General features: G+C 59.3%; 16 protein-coding genes and 1 tRNA gene. 8 read left to right on the plus strand and 9 right to left on the minus strand.

Annotated elements, in window-relative coordinates; all coding sequences use genetic code 11:
- Window positions 1-151 precede the first annotated feature (151 nt).
- The 6 genes from LOC68_RS06225 to LOC68_RS06250 all read right to left on the minus strand — a co-directional run bounded on the left by LOC68_RS06225 (window position 152) and on the right by LOC68_RS06250 (window position 7803).
- Window positions 152-1693, minus strand: a complete 1542-nt coding sequence (locus LOC68_RS06225; RefSeq protein WP_230216846.1) for a tetratricopeptide repeat-containing glycosyltransferase family 2 protein — start codon at window positions 1691-1693, stop codon at window positions 152-154.
- Window positions 1694-2023: 330 nt separating this feature from the next.
- Window positions 2024-3232 (minus strand): bifunctional glutamate N-acetyltransferase/amino-acid acetyltransferase ArgJ, encoded by a 1209-nt coding sequence (gene argJ / locus LOC68_RS06230; RefSeq protein ID WP_230216848.1) that lies wholly within the window; start codon window positions 3230-3232, stop codon window positions 2024-2026.
- A 57-nt stretch (window positions 3233-3289) separates the two neighbouring features.
- Entirely contained in the window at window positions 3290-4306 is a 1017-nt protein-coding gene (gene argC, locus LOC68_RS06235) for an N-acetyl-gamma-glutamyl-phosphate reductase (protein ID WP_230216850.1), read from the minus strand.
- Window positions 4307-4436: 130 nt separating this feature from the next.
- Window positions 4437-5090 (minus strand): NUDIX hydrolase, encoded by a 654-nt coding sequence (locus LOC68_RS06240; RefSeq protein ID WP_230216852.1) that lies wholly within the window; start codon window positions 5088-5090, stop codon window positions 4437-4439.
- Window positions 5068-6642: a DUF6798 domain-containing protein gene (locus LOC68_RS06245; protein ID WP_230216854.1), complete on the minus strand. Its 1575-nt coding sequence runs from the start codon at window positions 6640-6642 to the stop codon at window positions 5068-5070. The genes LOC68_RS06240 and LOC68_RS06245 overlap by 23 nt, the downstream gene beginning before the upstream one ends.
- A 108-nt stretch (window positions 6643-6750) precedes the next feature.
- The gene (locus tag LOC68_RS06250; protein ID WP_230216856.1) at window positions 6751-7803 is read right to left on the minus strand and encodes a TIGR01212 family radical SAM protein; all 1053 of its coding nucleotides are present in this window, start codon (window positions 7801-7803) and stop codon (window positions 6751-6753) included.
- 59 nt (window positions 7804-7862) lie between these two features.
- On the opposite strand from LOC68_RS06250, the gene LOC68_RS06255 reads away from it, so the two are divergent.
- Window positions 7863-8273: an FHA domain-containing protein gene (locus tag LOC68_RS06255; RefSeq protein WP_230216857.1), complete on the plus strand. Its 411-nt coding sequence runs from the start codon at window positions 7863-7865 to the stop codon at window positions 8271-8273.
- Window positions 8274-8373: 100 nt separating this feature from the next.
- Here the strand turns inward: LOC68_RS06255 and LOC68_RS06260 are convergent, their stop codons facing one another.
- A complete protein-coding gene (locus tag LOC68_RS06260) occupies window positions 8374-8649 on the minus strand; it encodes a hypothetical protein (protein WP_230216859.1) in 276 nt (91 codons plus the stop codon).
- Window positions 8650-8910: 261 nt separating this feature from the next.
- On the opposite strand from LOC68_RS06260, the gene LOC68_RS06265 reads away from it, so the two are divergent.
- The 6 genes from LOC68_RS06265 to LOC68_RS06290 all read left to right on the plus strand — a co-directional run bounded on the left by LOC68_RS06265 (window position 8911) and on the right by LOC68_RS06290 (window position 14640).
- On the plus strand, window positions 8911-10383 hold the full coding sequence (locus tag LOC68_RS06265) for a nicotinate phosphoribosyltransferase (RefSeq protein WP_230216861.1): 1473 nt from the start codon (window positions 8911-8913) through the stop codon (window positions 10381-10383).
- Between the two features lie 3 nt (window positions 10384-10386).
- Window positions 10387-11076 carry an NUDIX hydrolase gene (locus LOC68_RS06270; RefSeq protein WP_230216863.1) on the plus strand — a complete coding sequence of 230 codons (690 nt, stop codon included), beginning with the start codon at window positions 10387-10389 and terminating at the stop codon, window positions 11074-11076.
- A 13-nt stretch (window positions 11077-11089) separates the two neighbouring features.
- Window positions 11090-11704 carry a bifunctional nicotinamidase/pyrazinamidase gene (pncA, locus tag LOC68_RS06275; RefSeq protein ID WP_230216865.1) on the plus strand — a complete coding sequence of 205 codons (615 nt, stop codon included), beginning with the start codon at window positions 11090-11092 and terminating at the stop codon, window positions 11702-11704.
- 15 nt (window positions 11705-11719) lie between these two features.
- A complete protein-coding gene (locus tag LOC68_RS06280; RefSeq protein ID WP_230216867.1) occupies window positions 11720-12268 on the plus strand; it encodes an RNA 2'-phosphotransferase in 549 nt (182 codons plus the stop codon).
- 6 nt (window positions 12269-12274) lie between these two features.
- Window positions 12275-12721 carry an MOSC domain-containing protein gene (locus LOC68_RS06285; protein ID WP_230216869.1) on the plus strand — a complete coding sequence of 149 codons (447 nt, stop codon included), beginning with the start codon at window positions 12275-12277 and terminating at the stop codon, window positions 12719-12721.
- Between the two features lie 305 nt (window positions 12722-13026).
- Window positions 13027-14640, plus strand: a complete 1614-nt coding sequence (locus tag LOC68_RS06290) for a hypothetical protein (protein ID WP_230216871.1) — start codon at window positions 13027-13029, stop codon at window positions 14638-14640.
- 164 nt (window positions 14641-14804) lie between these two features.
- On the opposite strand, the gene LOC68_RS06295 is transcribed toward LOC68_RS06290, so the two are convergent.
- A complete protein-coding gene (locus LOC68_RS06295) occupies window positions 14805-15398 on the minus strand; it encodes an HNH endonuclease (protein WP_230216873.1) in 594 nt (197 codons plus the stop codon).
- Window positions 15399-15425: 27 nt separating this feature from the next.
- Window positions 15426-15496: transfer RNA gene (locus tag LOC68_RS06300), tRNA-OTHER, on the minus strand.
- A gap of 541 nt (window positions 15497-16037) precedes the next feature.
- On the opposite strand from LOC68_RS06300, the gene LOC68_RS06305 reads away from it, so the two are divergent.
- Window positions 16038-18140 (plus strand): hypothetical protein, encoded by a 2103-nt coding sequence (locus LOC68_RS06305; RefSeq protein WP_230216875.1) that lies wholly within the window; start codon window positions 16038-16040, stop codon window positions 18138-18140.
- Window positions 18141-18305 lie beyond the last annotated feature (165 nt).

Raw genomic sequence — 18305 nt, forward strand, 5'->3', positions numbered from 1 at the left:
GTGCCACTGCTGGCTTGCCCAGCAGTGTTGATTCTCAACGTGACTCGATAAAATGCGCCTTTAACTTGCGACGGGGGAAAGGATTTCCGACCTCTTCGCGAATCCTGTAGGAACACTGCTGGACAAGCCAGCAGTGCCACCCGGTGCTGGTTTAGAACTGGTTCGCGTCTTGTTTCCGCGCCGCGGCATCGGCGGTGCGAGCGCTGCGGGCCCCTTCGGGGCTGGTGTCGATGCGGATGGTGCGCGACTCGCCAGGCAAGCTCATCGTGGCGTTGGCCTGTTCGATCGAAGCGAGCAGTTGCTGCGGTTCAAGCGATGCAGCGTCGATTGATCGCCAGACGTTCAGAATCTCAATCGCTTCGTTCTGCATACCCAAGGCAAGCAACGTCACGCTCAACCAGCGCAGGCAAAGCGCTTCGCGGCATCCGTTGCGGAAGGCGGTTTCGAGGTAAGGCCGAGCCGCGACCCAGTTCTTTTGAGCGGCGGCCGTCGCGCCGCGAACGGCGCTTCGATAGGCTTCGCGATTCGGGAAGCTCTCCGGCAGCAGTTGCACGTGCTCCATCGCTTCGGTGCGACGAGCGTACTTCACATGCATGTCGATGATCTGGCGGCGGAGGCGGATCGAAAGCGGATGTTCGGCGAGCGCCTCGTTCAAAATCTTTTCCGCTTCTTCCGGCTGTCCGGCAAGTTGCGTCGCCAAGGCGAAGCAGGAGACGGCGATTTGATCGATGTCTTCGATGTGCCAGGTCTCGGGATTGATCTGGCCATATTTGTAGGCGGTTTCAAACGAGCGAATCGCCAGTTCGAGATGCCCCTGCGATTGCAGATAGCCCCCCATCGCGCACAACAGTTGGGCGTCGAGCGGATAGTATTCGAGCGCGGCCAGGCAGGTTTGAATTTGCTTATCGAGCCCGTCTTCTTGTTCGTCGTAGGCGGTCAGCACGCCGTAATACGCTTCGAGCGATTCGGTCGAATTCGGTTCGGCCAGTTGGCCCGCTTGTTGGTAGAAGGTGAGCGCGTTCTGGTGATCGCCCAGAGCTTGCATCGCTTCGGCCATGCAGATCAACAGGCGAGCGCTCGGTCCAACTTCGTGGATTTCGAGGTTAACCAGTTGCACGTCGCGGACCGCCTTGCGGCTCTTCCGCTGCGGATCATGTTCCAGATGGCTGCGGCGAATCGGAAAGGGGAGGGCGTCGAGCTGCATTTCGCACTCGGCGAGGGAAAGGATCGGCGTTTCGCGAACGCGTCCTTCAAAGCGAATCTGTCCGTTGTTCGGGAAGAGGCGAATCTTGCCGATCTGTTCCGAGCCGATGCCGCCGGCCGTTTGCGGAACCTTGACGATCATAACGTACGCCATGGCGGCGTCGGCGCCTTCGTTGACGAAAGCGCGAAGCTCTTGGGCGTCAATCGCGTCGAGCGTTTCGCCGGCGTCGAGCCAGAGGACCCAGTCGCCGGTCACTTGCGACAAGGCGAAGTTACGGGCCTCGCTAAAGCTGTCTTGCCACGGATGCGAAATCGCCGTGACGCCGCGGGCTTGGGCCAAGGCGAGCGTATTGTCTTGCGAGCCGGTATCGACCACGACGATCTGATCGGCGATCTGTTGGATGGAGTCGAGCGTCGCGGCGAGGGCCTCTGCTGCGTCGCGCACAATCATGGCGACAGACAGTTTTCGCGGATTGGCTTCCATACTCATCGTGCGATCCATCCTTCTGGGAGCAAACGTCGTAGCTGGCGCCGTGCGTCAGAAAAAAACGGACGGCTGAGCGGAGAGTGTAACGCTATCCCCCAATTGAAGACAGGGCGATTTCGCCGCGATCGCAGCAGTGCTAGCAGGGTGCTCGCAACACTAACCCGAGGCGCAAGCCGAGGGAATGCGGCCGGAGTTCATCGGACGCGAACGGCTTCGATTCGAGCCGCAAATCTACGAACGACGCTTCGCGCAATTCCCGACGCTTTCCCTCGGCTTGCGCCTCGGGTTAGTGTTGGAATTGTTCACCATTGACGCTGGTCCGCGGAGCGGACACTACGTCGAGTAGTCGGCGTTGAACTTCACGTAGTCGACCGTCAGATCGCTCGCCCAGACGCGGGCCTTGGCGTCCCCTTCGAAGAGGGTGAGCTGGACGTGAGTCTCAAAGCTTCCTTTGATCGACCCGGAGACGGTCTTCGCGTCGAACGTGACCGGCGTTCCTTCCTGGTAGAGGAGGATGTCGTTCAGACGCAGCTCCAGCTTCAGCGGATTAAACGGAACGCCGGCGTAGCCGACCGCCGAGACGATACGTCCCCAGTTCGGATCGCCGCCGGTGATCGCCGTTTTGACTAGCGGGCTATCGGCCACTTCGATCGCGATCTTCTTGGCGTCTTCGCGCGTCGCACAACCTTCGACGTCGATCTTGATCAAGTGCGTGGCGCCTTCGCCGTCGGCCGGGATCAGCTTGGCCATCTCCTCGCAAGCTTCTTTCATCACCGCTTGCAGTTGATCGACCTGCGAATCGGTGAGCGGGGCGCCTCCTTCGGCGCCGCTGGCCAACAGGAGCAGCGTATCGTTGGTGCTCATGTGACCATCGACCCGAATGCAATTGAAAGTTTCGTCGGCGACCTGGCCCAGGACCGATTGCGCCTGTTCGGCGGTCAGCGGCGCGTCGGTCAGAACGATGCTGAGCATCGTCGCCATGTTTGGCGCGATCATCCCGGCGCCTTTGCACATGCCGGCGATCTGGAACGTGCGGCCGTCGATCGTCGCAGTTCGGGAAGCGAGCTTCTTGCCGTTGTCGGTGGTCAAAATGCCGCGAGCGGCGGCGATGAACGCGGGCGCTTCGGTTCCGGTCTGACTCGCGGCGGCGGCAATGCCGCTGCGGATCTTCTCCATCGGCAATTGCACGCCGATGATGCCGGTCGACATCACGAGGACGTCGTCAGCCGCAGCGCCAATGTGCTCGGCGACGATCGCAGCCATCTCGGCGCAGTTCTTTTCGCCTTGCTCGCCGGTGCACGCGTTGGCGTTGCCGGAGTTGGTAATGACGGCGCGGATTTTATTGGAGGGAGTTCGGCTTCGATCCCAGCGGACCGGCGCGGCGAAGACCTTGTTGGTGGTGTAGACGCCTGCCGCGGTCGCCGGCGCGTCGCAGACGATCAAGGAGATGTCTTCCTTGTTCGGATTTCGTTTCAGACCGCAATGGACCCCGGCGAAGCGAAATCCAGCGGGAATTTTGATCTGTTGAGTTGATTCGTCCATCTTGCCGTCGCTTATCTGAATTTGATTGGTTAGCTGTGGAAACGCCGACAACGGCCGTTAGTCGACCAGGGCGGTCGTCTCCGCCAGGTCGTACATCAAATTGAAGTTTTGTACCGCGGCGCCGGAGGCGCCTTTGATCAGGTTGTCGATCACCGCGATCACGATGATCCGATCGTTCACCACGCGGGCGGTTAAATGGCAATAGTTGGTGCCGCTCACGCTCTTGGTCGCCGGCATTCCGTCGATCACCTGGACGAACGGTTCGTCGGCGTAAAACTCACGCAACGCGGCGATCGCTTCGGCGGTCGTCACCGGACCGGTCGGCTTCGCGTAGCAGGTGCTGAGAATGCCGCGATCCATCGGAACCAGGTGAGGCGTGAAGATCACGCTGCACTTCTGCCCTGAGGCTTGCTGCAGGTTTTGTTCGATCTCCGGCATGTGGCGATGCGTGCCGACGCCGTAGGCCGAGAAGCTTTCGTTCACTTCGCAGTAAAGCGTTCCCAGCTTCGGCGTACGTCCGGCGCCGCTGACGCCGCTCTTCGAGTCGACCAGGATGTCGGTCGGCTGGATCATGCCGTTCTTCAGCAGCGGCGCAAGGGCCAACGTGGCCGAAGTCGGGTAGCAGCCGGGATTGGCGATCAGTTCGGCGCCGCGGATCGTGTCGCGGAACAGTTCCGGCAAGCCGTAAACCGAATTGGGCAAGCGGGCCGGATCGGGATGCTTTTCGCCGTACCATTTTTCATAAACGGCGACGTCGCGCAGCCGATAGTCGGCGCTGAGGTCGACCACCTTCAGGCCGCGCTCCAGCAATCCGGGAACCACCGCGGCCGAAGCGGCGTGCGGCAAGCAGCCGAAAATGCAGTCGCACCGTTCGGCCAGTTCGTCGAGCGAGAGGTTTTCCAAATGGAGGTCGAGCCGCCCGGTCAGTTGCGGGTGAACCGACGAAACATGGGGGCGATCGTCTTGGCGCGTGGTGAGTGCGGTAATCTTCGCGCCGTTATGACGGAGCAAGATCCGCGCAAGTTCGAATGCCGTGTATCCAGTGGCGCCAAGAATGCCAACGCGAATGGTCATGTTTCGAGCTTTCTCAAATTCCTCAAAGGGGACGGCCAAACGCCGCGATTATCCCCAAGTTCGCTTCAGTATAGAACTTCGCGGCTTTTCAGACACGGGGAGTCCCCCAAGGTTCAGGCACGCTTTTCCGCTAGTCCTGGCCAGACTGGAGGGCCTGCACAAAGTTCATCAAGATGTGGTAGGTCGCTCCCCATAACAGGCTGCCGCCGATCTCCAATGCGGGGCCTGCCAACTGTAAGCCGCGGCGGTTTACCTGGATTGTCGAGCGAATCTGCTCGTTCCAAAGGTCGGCGATCGGCAGAAAGATCAACTCGGCCACTTCGCGGTCACAGGGTGACCACGCAGTGATCTCGGGGCCGACCGAAACGAAGCAGCGAACCCAGAAATTGCTCACATAGATGTAAACCGGGGAAAGTTCGCCGGCGATCTGCTGCGGGGCGATCGCCACGCCGGTTTCTTCTTCAAATTCTCGCCGCGCAGCGTCGGCGGCGGTCTCTTGCGGTTCGATCATCCCGCCGGGGAGCGCGATCTGCCCGGAATGAACGTCGCCGACGTCGGCCCGGCGGACCAGGGGAAACGACCAGACGCCCTCGTGCGGAAACATATGGATGAGAACCGAGGCAAGTCGCGCGTCATGCCGCGGCGGCCCATTGTGGCGTGCGTAGACCAATTGCGGCGAATAGGGGCCGCTAATCGGCGTAGTGGGAAGCTGGGCGCCAAGTTGGGCGCAGATCTGGCTCGTCCACTCGGCGCTGGGAGCGTTATTGGACGCGAAAGATTTCATAGGGAGAGTCGGAGTTTTCGTCGACCGGATAAACTCGCGGAAAATCCCAGCCGGCAAAGTCGGGTCGCGAATGGGTGTCTACTACAACGTAGCCGAAATGGTAGTCGCGACTCAACAGCCGAATTTGATTGCTGGTGAGACGCTCGTAGCGCATCGTCCGCCAGCGGCGTTCTTTCCAGCCGAGCAAACTAAGCGCTTCCTGCGGAACGTCTTTATGCGTCACCACTTCGCTGCGCTGCGCGTCCCACTTGAACGAGCCTTGATTCAGCGGCGTCAGGAAGGTCGCGTCGGCGGGCGTGTTCTCGCGGATCCAACGGCACATTGCGAGCCACTCGGTATAGTCCGAGACCGACGCCATGTCGTCGGCCGGCGGAATCGGCGAAGCGAGTCGCGCTTGAATCCGAATGCCGAGGGCGATCGTCGTCGCGAGCAGCACGATCGCGATGGACGCGCGGCGAACGAGCGAGCGGCGTTCTTCTTCCGCCACGACAAACAGTCGCAGTCCGACGCTTAGAGCAAGTCCGAGCGGCACGGCGACGTCGCTCAGCCGGAACCAGTAGAAGCGGAGCAGCTTGGCCGCAAGGTCGAAGTTGCTGAGCCAATAGCAAAAGACTTGATCGATCGCCACGCCGCAGCCGGCGATCACCAGGCTGCCGATTGCAAAGGCGTTGACCAACTTCATGCGTGGATCGCGCCGCGTCGACCAGGCGAAGATCGCCCAGCCGGCCGTCACCGTCGCGAAGCAGAACTGCCGGAGCGGATCCATTCGGTGGACCACCAAGTGATGCGGCAAGCGATAGAAGACGTAGAGCTGATGCGCTTCGCTCTGCATGTCGGGCGGTACGCCTGCGGTGAGCAGCAAGGCCGGGACGAGTCCAAGGAGCGAAATCAATCCGCCCCCCATCAAACCGGTCAGCATCGAAAAGAAGGAGGTCGACTTACGGCCGACCAGCAGCCAGGCGATTCCCAATGCGACGACTGACCAGCCGCCGACGAGAATATGAAACGCACTGGCGATGCCGAGCGAAACCCACGCCGGGTTCCAGCGGTTTTGCAGCGCCAGTCCCAGCGCGAGCAGTACGAAGGGATAGGCGAACGTTTTTCCTTCGACGCCGCCGACCGCCCATTCGCCGGCCAAGTGGCCGTAGTGAACCGTCGCCAGCCAGATCACCGCCGTTGCGACGCTACACCAATGACGCGGAATCAGCAGGAAGCTGAGATACCGCCACGCCGCGGCCAAAGCGAGCCACGAGATCAACCGGCCGATCCACGCGACGACCGGCAGCGGCAGGAACAGCGTCAGCCAGCCGAGCGTCCAATAGAAGGTGTAATGGGCGCCCGGCGCCGAGAGGAAGAAGTCGTTGGGGAGCCACTGGGGATTCCAGTAGTGCTTCGCTTTGCACAGGTAGTGCGGCTCGTTGACTTCGGGGCCGAGGGTCGCAACGTAAAGGGCGAAGATCAGCGTGATCGCCAGCGTTTCCAACAGAAACCAACGCCAATCGCCGATTGCCGACGAAGCGGGAGGAGTTTCGGCTGGAGTCGCCTGGTTCATGGTGGGGCCAAGTGCGGCGGAACTGCGGAAACGCGGTTGGATACGAACCGTTATCGGTTCGGCTCGCGGCGCGTCTCAAGCTGGAAAAGCAGGGGAGGGGATAGGGTCTCAGGCTAATTGCCCGTTCGGAGCGTCGCAAACCGCAACATCGCCCGAATAGCGTTTTCCTTGCCACGAGTCGCGACGTTCCAGTTCGTCGGCGATCGCCTTCAGGGCGGACGGCTTGTCCAGGCACCAGGCGGGACCGACGAAGTAGTCAGGCGGAGCGTCGCCGATCGTTCGTTCGACCAGCATGTGCGGCGGCAGCAGTTCGAGGAAGTCGACCAACGTACTGGCGTACTCGTCTAGTTCCATCAAGCGAACTTCGCCGGCGGCGACCTGATCGGCGAGCGGCGTCTTTTTGACGCAGTAGAGGTTGTGAATCTTGACCGACTGGATCGGCGAATCGGCGATCACGCGAGCGGTCGCCATCATGTCTTCGTGCGACTCGCCGGGGAGACCGAGCATGACGTGCGCGCAGATCTCGAAGCCGAGCCCCTGACTGCGCTCGATGGCGTCGTAATAGGCGTCGACGTGATGCCCGCGGTTCATCCAGTCGAGCGAGCGATTGTGAATCGTTTGCAGGCCGTACTCGACCGACAGATAGGTCCGCTCGGCCATCTCGGCCAGTAAGTCCATCACCGGCGGCGGAACGCAGTCAGGACGCGTCCCGATCGCCATGCCGACTACTTTGTCGTGCGAGACCGCTTGCTCGTAGAGAGGACGTAAGCGTTCGACCGGAGCGTAGGTGTTGGTCGCCGGTTGGAAGTAGGCGATGAACCGCTCGACCTTGTAGCGCATCTTCAGGCGGCGGATGCCGTCATCGATCTGATCGGTAATCTTGCGGATCGGAACGCGGCGGCTCGGGCTGAAGCTACGATTGTCACAGAAGGTGCAACCTCCTTTGGCGACCGTACCGTCCACATTAGGGCAAGTAAATTTTGCGTCGACGCTGACTTTTTGGATTCGTTGCCCAAACTTCTTGCGTAGAAAGAAGTTATACGAATGGTAACGATGCCCGGCGAGACGCCAGTCAGGTACATTGGGGGGTAGAGTGTCGACCAACGGATTGTTGACTGCAAATGTTAAGTTGTTAGAGTGATCCGTAAGGCCAATGATCATCTCATCTTAAATGATTTTCGTCGTGGGCCAAGGGACGGAAAATAGAAGAGGCATCATCTATGTTCGGAGAGCTCATTCCTGTGGGCGGGGGGGATCCCATTCCCCTGTTGAAGAAGAGTCTGTTGGTTGGACGTCGAGAGACGTGCGACATCGTGTTGCGGTTCGCCAACGTTTCCTCGAATCATTGCCAGTTGTATGTCAACAAAGGGTATTGGTTCGTAATTGACCAAAACAGTCGCAACGGCACGAAGGTGAATAACCAGCGCGTCCAGACCGGCGAAAAGCGAATCGATCCCGGCGACAAGATTGCGATCGCCAAGCACGTTTACGAGCTGAAGTACGATCCATCCGAGTTGGGCGCCGTTGGACCGCCGCCGGCAGAAGAGAATGTGATGGAAGACATCCTCAGCAAATCGCTGCTGGAACGAGCCGGCATCAACAGCAGCAATCGCCGCTTCGGCAGCGAGTAGTCGGCGAACTTCGCAAAGCGAAAAAACATAAAAAAAGCCCCGCAACCTGCGGGGCTTTTTCTTTGTTCGGGCCGAAGGATCCGCGGCCAAGGACGTGGACTTAGTCCTCGTCCTCTTCTTCGCCTTCCTCTTTTTCACTCTCTTCCTCTTCTTTTTCTTCGTCGTCGTCATCGAAGAAGTCGGCATCGGAGTCCGAGTCGTCGTCGTCAATCAAGAGGTCGTCGTCGAAGCCGTCTCCCAGTTCTTCCTGGTCTTCGAATTCCTCAAAGTCTTCGTCGAAATCGTCGTCGAAGTCGTCGTCGTCAAACGTGTCGTAGTCATCCACGTCTCCGTCGTCCGACAGGTCGGCGATGATTTCAGGGAGCGCTTCGTGCATGGGATCGGCTTCCAATGGGGAAGCGACGGGGAAAACGAGCGACATGGAGAAAACCTACCAGGATTTCGCAGAGGGTTAAAACCGGCCTACGCGACTCAAAGGGACGATTTTGCACGGACTTACGCCAAACCGTCAACAGGAGTGAGCCCCAGGAAGCCCGCATTTTTTTCACGAATATTTTCCCCAGGCTCGAACCTTGGGGCTGCCATGGGGTATCTATAGTGTATAGGATACACTAACAAAGACGCTGGAGGCGAAACCATGTTGCCTACTGTATATCGCGGGTCGCTCGCACTTTTAACCGACCTTTATCAGCTGACGATGGCCTACGGCTATTGGAAACGGCAGCGTGCCGACCGCCTGGCGACGTTCCATCTCTACTTCCGCAAACTGCCGTTTCAGGGGGGGTATGCGGTCGCGGCCGGTTTGGAACTGGCGATCGACTATCTCCGCCAATTTCGGTTTGACGACGAAGATTTGGGCTATTTGGCGACCCTTCGCGGCAACGACGATCGGCCGCTGTTTGAAGAAGGGTTCTTCGATTACCTCGCCGAGCTTCGCTTTACCGGCGATCTGGAGGCGATCGCCGAAGGGACCGTCGTCTTTCCGAACGAACCGCTGGTTCGCGTGACGGCGCCGCTGTTGGTCGCCCAGTTGCTCGAAACTCCGCTCCTCAACCTGATCAACTTCTCGACCTTGATCGCGACGAAGTCGGCTCGCATCTGTCAGGCCGCCGAAGGGGAATCGGTCCTCGAGTTTGGTCTTCGCCGAGCCCAGGGAATCGACGGCGGTTTGACCGGCGCCAGAGCTGCGTTCATCGGCGGCGCCGCCGCGACGTCGAACGTGCTGGCCGGGAAGATCCTGGGGATTCCGGTTCGCGGGACGCACGCACATAGCTGGGTGATGGCTTACGGCGACGAGCGGGAAGCGTTCGCCGACTACGCCGCCGCGATGCCGAACAACTGCGTCTTCCTGGTCGACACCTACGACACGCTCGAAGGGGTTCGCCACGCGATCGAAGCGGGGGAAGAGCTGCGGCGTCGCGGACACAAGATGGTCGGCATCCGACTCGACTCGGGAGACCTGGCCTACTTGAGCATCGAAGCGCGTCGCCTGCTCGACGAAGCAGGCTTCCCCGAAGCGGCGATCGTCGGCAGCAGCGACTTGGACGAGTATTTGATTCAAAGCTTAAAGCAGCAAGGCGCCAAGATTTCGGTCTGGGGCGTGGGGACGCGACTCGCGACCGCCTACGACCAGCCGGCATTAGGAGGCGTTTACAAATTGTCTGCGATTCAAAACGAACGAGGTGAGTGGGAACATCGCATCAAGCTCTCGGAACAGCGGATCAAAACGACGATCCCGGGACGTTTGCAAGTGCGACGCTACTCGCATGATGGACGCGTCGCCGGTGACCTGATGTTCGACGAACTGTTGGGAGAACCGGACGGTAAGGCGATCGTCGATCCGGCCGATCCGCTGCGTCGCAAGAAGCTGTCGGCCAACTGGGAATGCGAAACGTTGCTGACTCCTGTTTTTCGTCAGGGAGAAGTGGTGTATCAGAATCCGACCCTCCTGGAGATGCAGGCCAGAACGAAAGCGGAGCTGGCCCGGTTTCATCCGAGCGTGCGGCGACTATTGAATCCGCACGGTTATCCAGTCGGGATCGATCAAAAACTGTTCAAAGAACGGGAACGGATGATCCACGAAGCGAGTGCGTTGGACGAGGAGGAATAAGCGATGGCGTTCGTTTACGAATATGCTCGACCTTCGGTGACCGTCGACTGCGTGATTTTCGGGCTGGATGACGACGGCTTGAAGATCTTGCTGATTCAGCGGGACGCCGAGCCGTTTGAAGGGGGTTGGGCGTTACCTGGCGGGTTCGTCGAAATGGGAGAATCGCTCGATCAAGCGGCGATGCGTGAGCTGCAGGAAGAGACCGGCGTTCACGAAGTGTTCCTCGAGCAGCTCTACACGTTTGGCGAAGTGAATCGCGATCCGCGAACCCGCGTGATCACGGTCGCCTACTACGCCCTGGTCAACTTGAAAGATCACAAAGTCGAAGCGGCGACCGACGCCCGAGCGGCGGCCTGGTTTGAACTGGACGACCTGCCGACGCTGGCGTTTGATCACGACAAGATCTTGCAGATGGCGCAGGAGCGGCTGCAAGGAAAGGTCCGTTACCAGCCGATCGGCTTCGAGCTGTTGCCGGAGAAGTTTTCGCTGCGGCAGTTGCAACGGATGTACGAAATCGTGCTGGGGCGTTCGCTCGACAAGCGAAACTTTCGCAAGAAGGCGCTCAGTCTCGGCGTGCTGGAAGATTTGAACGAAGTGGAGCGGGACGTTTCGCATCGAGCGGCGCGGCTGTATCGCTTCGATCGCGAAAAGTATCAACAACTGGTCAAAGACGGATTCAACTTTGAACTGTGACGAGGAGGCGAAGATGCGGGCCTTACTGCTGGTTGACGTGCAAAACGACTTTCTGCCTGGCGGAAGTTTGGCGGTCGCCGATGGGGATCAAATTGTGCCGGTGATCAATGAGGTCATGGGAAAGTTTGACCTGGTCGTCGCCACCAAGGATTGGCACCCAGCCGAGCATGAAAGTTTCGCCAGTCAGCATGAGGACCACGAGATCGGCCACGAGATCGATCTGCACGGCCTGCCGCAGATCTTGTGGCCGGATCATTGCGTGCAGCAGTCGGAAGGAAGCGAGTTTCCGCCAGAGTTGGACGCGGCGACGATCGATCACGTCATCTACAAGGGAGACAATCCGCAGGTCGACAGCTATAGCGGCTTTTTTGATAACGATCGTCGGCACGACACCGGACTGAACGCTTGGCTGCAGGGGAAGAAGGTGACCGACGTCTATATCGCCGGACTTGCGACGGACTACTGCGTGAAATCGACGGCGCTCGATGCGATTGCTCTCGGCTATCGGGTGTACCTGATCGCTGACGCGTGTCGCGGCGTCGATTTACAACCAGGGGATGTGACCGCCGCCATCGAGCAGATGGAAGCGAGCGGCGTCGTCCTGGTAAATAGCAAAGAGATTGAATAATGGATTGAAAAGAATATGGATGAAAAACAGCTCAAATCAACGAGCAAATTTCTAAGTTTGGTTTTGCGGCATCAGCCCGATAAGATTGGAGTCGAACTCGACGAGCAAGGTTGGATCGACGTCGACACGCTTCTCGCTGCGATGAATCGAAGCGGGAAGAAATTGACCGTCGAACAACTGCGCGAAGTGGTGACCAAGAACGACAAGCAGCGTTTCAAGTTCTCCGACGACCAGCGACGCATTCGTGCGAATCAGGGGCACTCGGTCGAGGTCGAACTCGGCTATGAACCGGCCGAGCCGCCGGAGTTTCTGTTGCATGGGACGCCGGCAGGATCGGTCGCGATCATTTTGGAGACGGGACTCAAGAAGATGGCTCGCCATCATGTTCACCTGCACCATGATCGTGAGACCGCCAGCGCAGTCGGACAGCGGCGAGGGAAGCCGGTGCTATTGCAAGTCGCATCAGGGCGGATGCATGGTGATGGTTATTTGTTCTACGTGACGCCGAATCAAGTTTGGCTGACCGATGAGGTTCCGCCGGCGTATATCCACGTTTTGCAGTGAGGTCCAATGAACCAGCCAGGCAAAGTCGTCGCGGTCTGCGTTTCCGCTTCCGGCGGCATTCCGCGCTATGCGGTCGATGCGATCGAGTTGACGCCGCAAGGAGTGGTCGGCGACAAGCATCGGTTTGTCGAGCATGAGACGAACGAGCGGGCGGTGAGCCTGTTCGACGCCGAGTTCTACGAGCGACTCTTGATTGACGGCGTCGCGCCGCCGCCGGGAAGCGTGGGAGAAAACGTCACCGTCAGCGGGCTTGGTCTGAGCGAACTCAGCGAAGGAGCGGAGGTCGCGCTCGGCGCGGCGATCGTTCGTTTGACGCGGCGCTGGGCCCCCTGTCATGCGCAGCATCCGGAGACCGGCCAGACGCGGCCGAACGACGAAAAGTTGGCCGGTTGGTTTGCGATGGTGCTGGAGGCGGGCCGGATTGCGCCGGAAGACGCCGCGACGCTCCGCTGATTTTTTTCTGGCATTTGCGGGTACCAACCGGCGCTTTCTCGCCAGCGAGCAAGTACAATTGCCGATTGTCTTGCGGCTGGGATTGGTCGCCGGGCAAAGCGGAGAAGCGTTCGTATTATCCCCGAAAATACGACACCTTTCGCCGTGAGAGGAGTTGGTTCTTTGAGCGATGACGCTATCGAAGCTGTCTCGTCGTGGAGTTGCGATGGCGTCCGTTTGGGATCGCCAACGACCATCGCAGCACGCCGCAGTGGCGCCGCGAAATAAATGTCAAATTATTTGACTTTCACGAGGACAGGTTTCTTATGGTTCGATTGTCGTCACTTCTCTGCGCGGGCGCTTGTTTGGTCGCGCTTCCTCTCTCTGCAGCTCAAGCGGCGGATCACTTTCTGACGGTCGGCGGGGGCCCGGCGGCGAAGAGCAGTCAGATCTCGCTCGAAAACAACGTTCTCTATTTTCAGCGGACGTTGGCTAAGCTGGGACTCGACAAGCAAGAGCATCTGATTCTGTTTGACGACGGCGACAATCCGCAGCCTGATCTGCAGTACGAAGATGTCGAACGGGGCTCGGAAGAGCTGCGCACGCTGCTCGCCGAAATCATCGGTCCGAGCAACGGCATCCGCTTCAGCTATCGCAACTACGAAATCCCCGGCGTCAGCGGCGCGGCCGAACCGGAAGTGATCGAGAAGACGCTGAAAGATCTCTCGGAGCGGTTGAAGGGAGACGATCGATTGGTCTTCTACTTCACCGGACATGGCGGCAAGTCGAAGCCGGAAAGTGCACGCGGCTCCGAGAAGAAGGAATCGGAAAAGAAAGACGAAGAGAAGAAAGAGGGAGAAGAGAAAAAGGAAGAGCCGAAGAAGCGGGAAAAGCCGCTGGTCAACAACCTGACCCATCTTTGGAATTCCAACGAGATGACGGTGACCGAGTGGACCGAAAAGCTGGACCAGTTGCCGACCGAGACGCCGGTAGTTGCGGTGATGGTTCAGTGCTATAGCGGCGGCTTCGGCAACCTGATCTTCAAGGGGGGCGATCCTGAAAACGGCGTAGCCGAACATCTGCGGTGCGGATTCTTTTCGACGGTCCCGGACCGGACCGCCGCCGGATGTACCCCGAACGTTCAAGAAGCCGAGTACCGCGAATACTCTTCCTATTTCTGGGAAGCGCTGACCGGCCAGACGCGTACCGGGCAATCGGTCGACAAGCCGGACTACGACGGCGACGGACAGTGCACGCTCCTCGAAGCGCATGCCTACACCGTGCTCACCTCCAATACGATCGACATTCCGACCCGGACTTCGGACGCCTTGCTGCGTCACTATTCGGCCACCAGCGGCAAGGATGGTCTGCTGAACATCCACTCGCCGATCGCGGCGCTGTTGGCCTCCGCTTCCGCCTGCGAACGGGAAGTGATCGAAGGGCTGAGCGGACGGTTTGAACTGACCGGCGCCGACCGCGGTAAGGACGCCGAAGAAGCGATCAAACGGCAGCAGGAAGAAAAGAAGAAGCTGGAAGGCGACCTGCGCGAGAAGCGGCAAGAGCAGGGGAAGGCGAAGATCGAAATCGCCAAATCGCTCCAGCTGCGCTGGCCGTCGCTCGGCAGCCCGTGGCATCCGGAAGCGGGGCGCCTGATCACGGAAGAAGCGGAGACCGTGAAGCAGGCGATTCTCGAACATGAGAAGTACGCCAAGCTGAAGGAACTGGATACCGCCTGCGAAGAGCTGCAGGAGAAGATCGAAGAGCACGATCTTAATGTCGTGAAACTGGAACGGCTGAAGTATTGGCTCGAGACGCGCGCCTTGGCGGTCAACCTGCCGGTGATGGCCGACGAGAAGGTGCAGAAAGATTATGACCGACTGCTGAAGCTGGAATCGCAACAGTTGGTCAACACGCCTCCGGCGGTTGCAGGGAAGACGTAGCGAAATGGGTGGCACTGCTGGCTTGTCCAGCAGTGTGCAGCGCGTACCGGGGTCCCACTGCTGGACAAGCCAGCAGCGCCACCCAACTTGAACAATTCGAAAAAAGAACAGCCGTCAGAGCGACTCTGACGGCTGTTCGCGTTTAACCTGGTTCAGCGAAGCGTCTAAGCGCCCAGTTCGGTATCCCAGTACGCTTCGCTGATGAATTTCGCCCACGATTCGATTCGTACTCGGCGAGCCGCGTAGACCGGCGACCAGCGAGGACGAACGGGAATCGAGTGAAGCGGCATCTTCGCTTGATCGGGCGTACGGTTCGCCTTCGAATGGTTGCATTCGACGCAAGCCAGTACGCAGTTCTCCCAGCTCGACTCGCCCCCTTGGGCGCGAGGCAGAACGTGGTCGATCGTCAAGCTTTCGCTTCCCGGACGCGCGCCGCAGTATTGGCACGTGTAGTTGTCGCGCTTGAAAACGTTACGACGGCTGAACGTCACCGTGTTGCGCGGGACGCGGTCGTAGTTCATCAGCGTGACCACTTCCGGTACGCGGATCTTGAGCCGCTGCGACGAGATGAAGGGTTCGTCCTTGTTCGGAACAAGTTGCGACCAATCTTCCCAGTCGTACAATTGATAGCTGAGCGGATCGACGATCCTCGCCGTGCCGCTGAACACCTTGGTCAACGAGCGGGCCACCGAAGCGACGCCGACAGGCTGCCAGTTTCGATTTAGTACGAGCGTTGGGCGCTCGAGAATTGCCGACATCCATCTCTCCCTGAGGTTATTGTCGATGACGACTGATCGGGTTCGAACCGATTTCTAACCGTTGGAACGGACGCTCTGCCTAGTTGAGCTACAGTCGTTTAGGCTCGATCAAAGGAACTTTAGTAGGGCTGGATTCCGACCCCAGTTGGGGTGAGGAGGGGAGCGAAGTCAGGCCCCTAGCATAACACATCTGCGATTTTGACAGCAACGTTTCATTGCCGAACCTTTCGGCGTGAAGTTTGATCGGTTGCTGCCGGTTGACCGAAACGGTGTGAAGAGTTGAGGTAGCCGATCGGTTTGGGAGCGTCAAAACGCTCGTTTTTCCCAGCTTTTTCGCACTTCGTCTTCGTTTCGGCGTCTGGCTCCAACCAAACTTTCGCGCCCGCCGAGGCTGGCTTGAAGTTTTGGTGAATCCCCATCAAGGGATCGTCGAAATCGCGCTGACACTATTCGGAGGGATCTCTTCGGCAGGGGGTTCGCGCAGCGGAAGAGAAGGCCGCAATCAAAAACGGCCCGGTTGAGTCTTTGCGTTTTAGAGATGTCAGGTGCGTGCTTTTGTATTCTTCGCGGGTTAGACTGCCGCTTGAACCCCCTTCTGGCTGCTTCTTCCCAAATTGTCGCCTTTCCGCGAGTCGCCCCATGCTCGTCTCCTTTCGTCTTGGCCTCCTGCTTTTGCTGCTGGCCGCCGGATCGCTCCCAGCGCTAGAAGTCCGTTTTGACCGTTATCGAGCCGACTCCGGCGTGGAGATCACGCGGGCTGCGGACCAACTGTTCGTGAAGTGGCCGATTAGCGACCAGGAGACCGGCGTGGTCCAATTGAGCCTGGCCGAAAACACGCCGCTGTTCGAAGTTCTGGCGATCCAAAGCGAAGCAGGCGAAAAGCGAATCGCCGAAAAACTCCGCCCAAAGTATTGGCTGACCGTCGGCAGCCGCAATCTGGAGCCGCAAGGCTGGAACGCGTTTTTCGACAATCCCCCGCGCCGATCGCACGAGACGTTCCCCTGGAAGCTGACGCCGACTGACGTAGAAGTCTCTAGCGCAGGACGGAGCAGCTCGATCTATCTCGACGGCGCGGCCGCGGGGCCATTTTCCGGCGGTCTGCTCCTCACCTTTTATCCCGGCTGCCGGTTGATTCAGACGACTGCGGTGATGCGCACCGAGCAGGATGCGGTGGCATTTTTGTATGACGCCGGAGTGGTCAGCGATCAGCCGGACGCCTGGCGGCGTTTCGCCTGGATCGATTCGCACGATCGGCTGCAAGCGGTCGCGGCCAAATCGAAGGACGAAGCGGAAGCGGTCGACGCTCGCTATCGTGCGATTGCGGGGGAGACCGAAGGGGGCTCGCTGGTCGTCTTTCCACCGCCGCATCAGTTTCTCTACCCGCTCGACTTCGCCGACAACTTCAAGTTCGTCTGGCGAGGAACCGGCTGGCGGAAAGGGGAGGGAACCGGCCTCGGCGTTCGGCAACCGCCGGAAGGGGACGGGCGGTTCGTGCCGTGGGTGAACGCGCCGCCGAATACCGACCAGCGGCTCAGCTTCTTCATCGCTCTGAGCGGCGGCACAACCGACGACGCACTCGACGAAACGAAACGCTTCACGCATGGCGATCGGTTCAAAAAGCTGGAAGGATATCGCACCTTCACCAGTCATTACCACATTGAGCATACGCTCGACTACCTCCGCAAGCAGCGCGAACAGCAGACGACTGGGATCCCGGCAGGATTGGAATCGCCGCCATTTGTGAAAGCGTTCCAGGATCGGGGAATCGAAATGGTCCACCTGGCCGAGTTTCACGTGCATCATTCGCCGGACTTTATCGAGCAGCGTTTGACGCAGCTTGCGCTGCTGCATGAAGAGTGCCGGCGGCTTTCGAGCGACGACTTTCTGTTGATCCCCGGCGAAGAGCCGAACGTGCAACTCGGCGGGCATTGGATCAGCATGTTTCCGCGGCCGGTTTATTGGCTGCTGCACCCGCCGCAGGACGCGCCTTTTGAAACCAAAGTGGATGGGCTCGGCACGGTCTACGCGATTCACAGTCCGGAGGATGTGCTCCGGCTGATGGAGAAGGAAGAGGGGCTGATGTGGACGGCGCACGCGCGGACGAAGTCGTCGTTCGGCTATCCTGATCGTTACCGCGACGCTCCCTTTTACAAGTCGGATCGCTTCCTCGGCGCCGCGTGGAAAGCGATGCCGGCCGACTATTCGCGCTCGCGACTCGGCGTGCGGATTCTCGACCTGGAAGACGACATGGCGAACTGGGGCCAGAAGAAATATATCTTGGGCGAAGTCGACATCTTCCGCGTGATGCCCAATTACGAACTGTACGGGCACATGAACGTCAACTATCTGCGACTGGGCGAAGTCCCCAAGTTTGACGAAGGCTGGAAGCCGGTCGTCGACGCCTTGCACAGCGGCGCCTTCTTCGTCTCCACCGGCGAAGTCCTGTTGCCGAGCTTTACCGTCGGCGGAAAACGAAGCGGCGAAATCTTGCCGGCCGCCGACGCCAAACAGGCGAACGTGAAGCTTCAACTGGAATGGACCTTCCCGCCGAACTACGCCGAAGTGATCTGGGGAGACGGCAAGCAAGTCTATCGCCACCGTATCGACCTGCGGCAGGAAGAAGCGTTCGGAGCGAAAGAAGTCACGGCGAAACTGGATCTCTCCGTCGCGAAGTGGGTTCGACTGGAAGCGTGGGATGTCGCCGCGAACGGGGCGTTCACGCAGCCGGTTTGGATTGAGTAAGCTCAACGTTCTCCTGAGCGGCAATCATCGCCGCCGAGATTAGATTGATCAACGTTGCTAACCACATTCGGCGTTGGACCATTCCGAAGAATAGACGCAGTGGCGCCCGGCAAGAATCTTAGAGATAGAAAAGCATGGCAAAGTATCTGATTTCCTTCCCGAGTA

Source organism: Blastopirellula sediminis (assembly GCF_020966755.1).
In the GTDB taxonomy this organism is placed as follows: domain Bacteria; phylum Planctomycetota; class Planctomycetia; order Pirellulales; family Pirellulaceae; genus Blastopirellula; species Blastopirellula sediminis.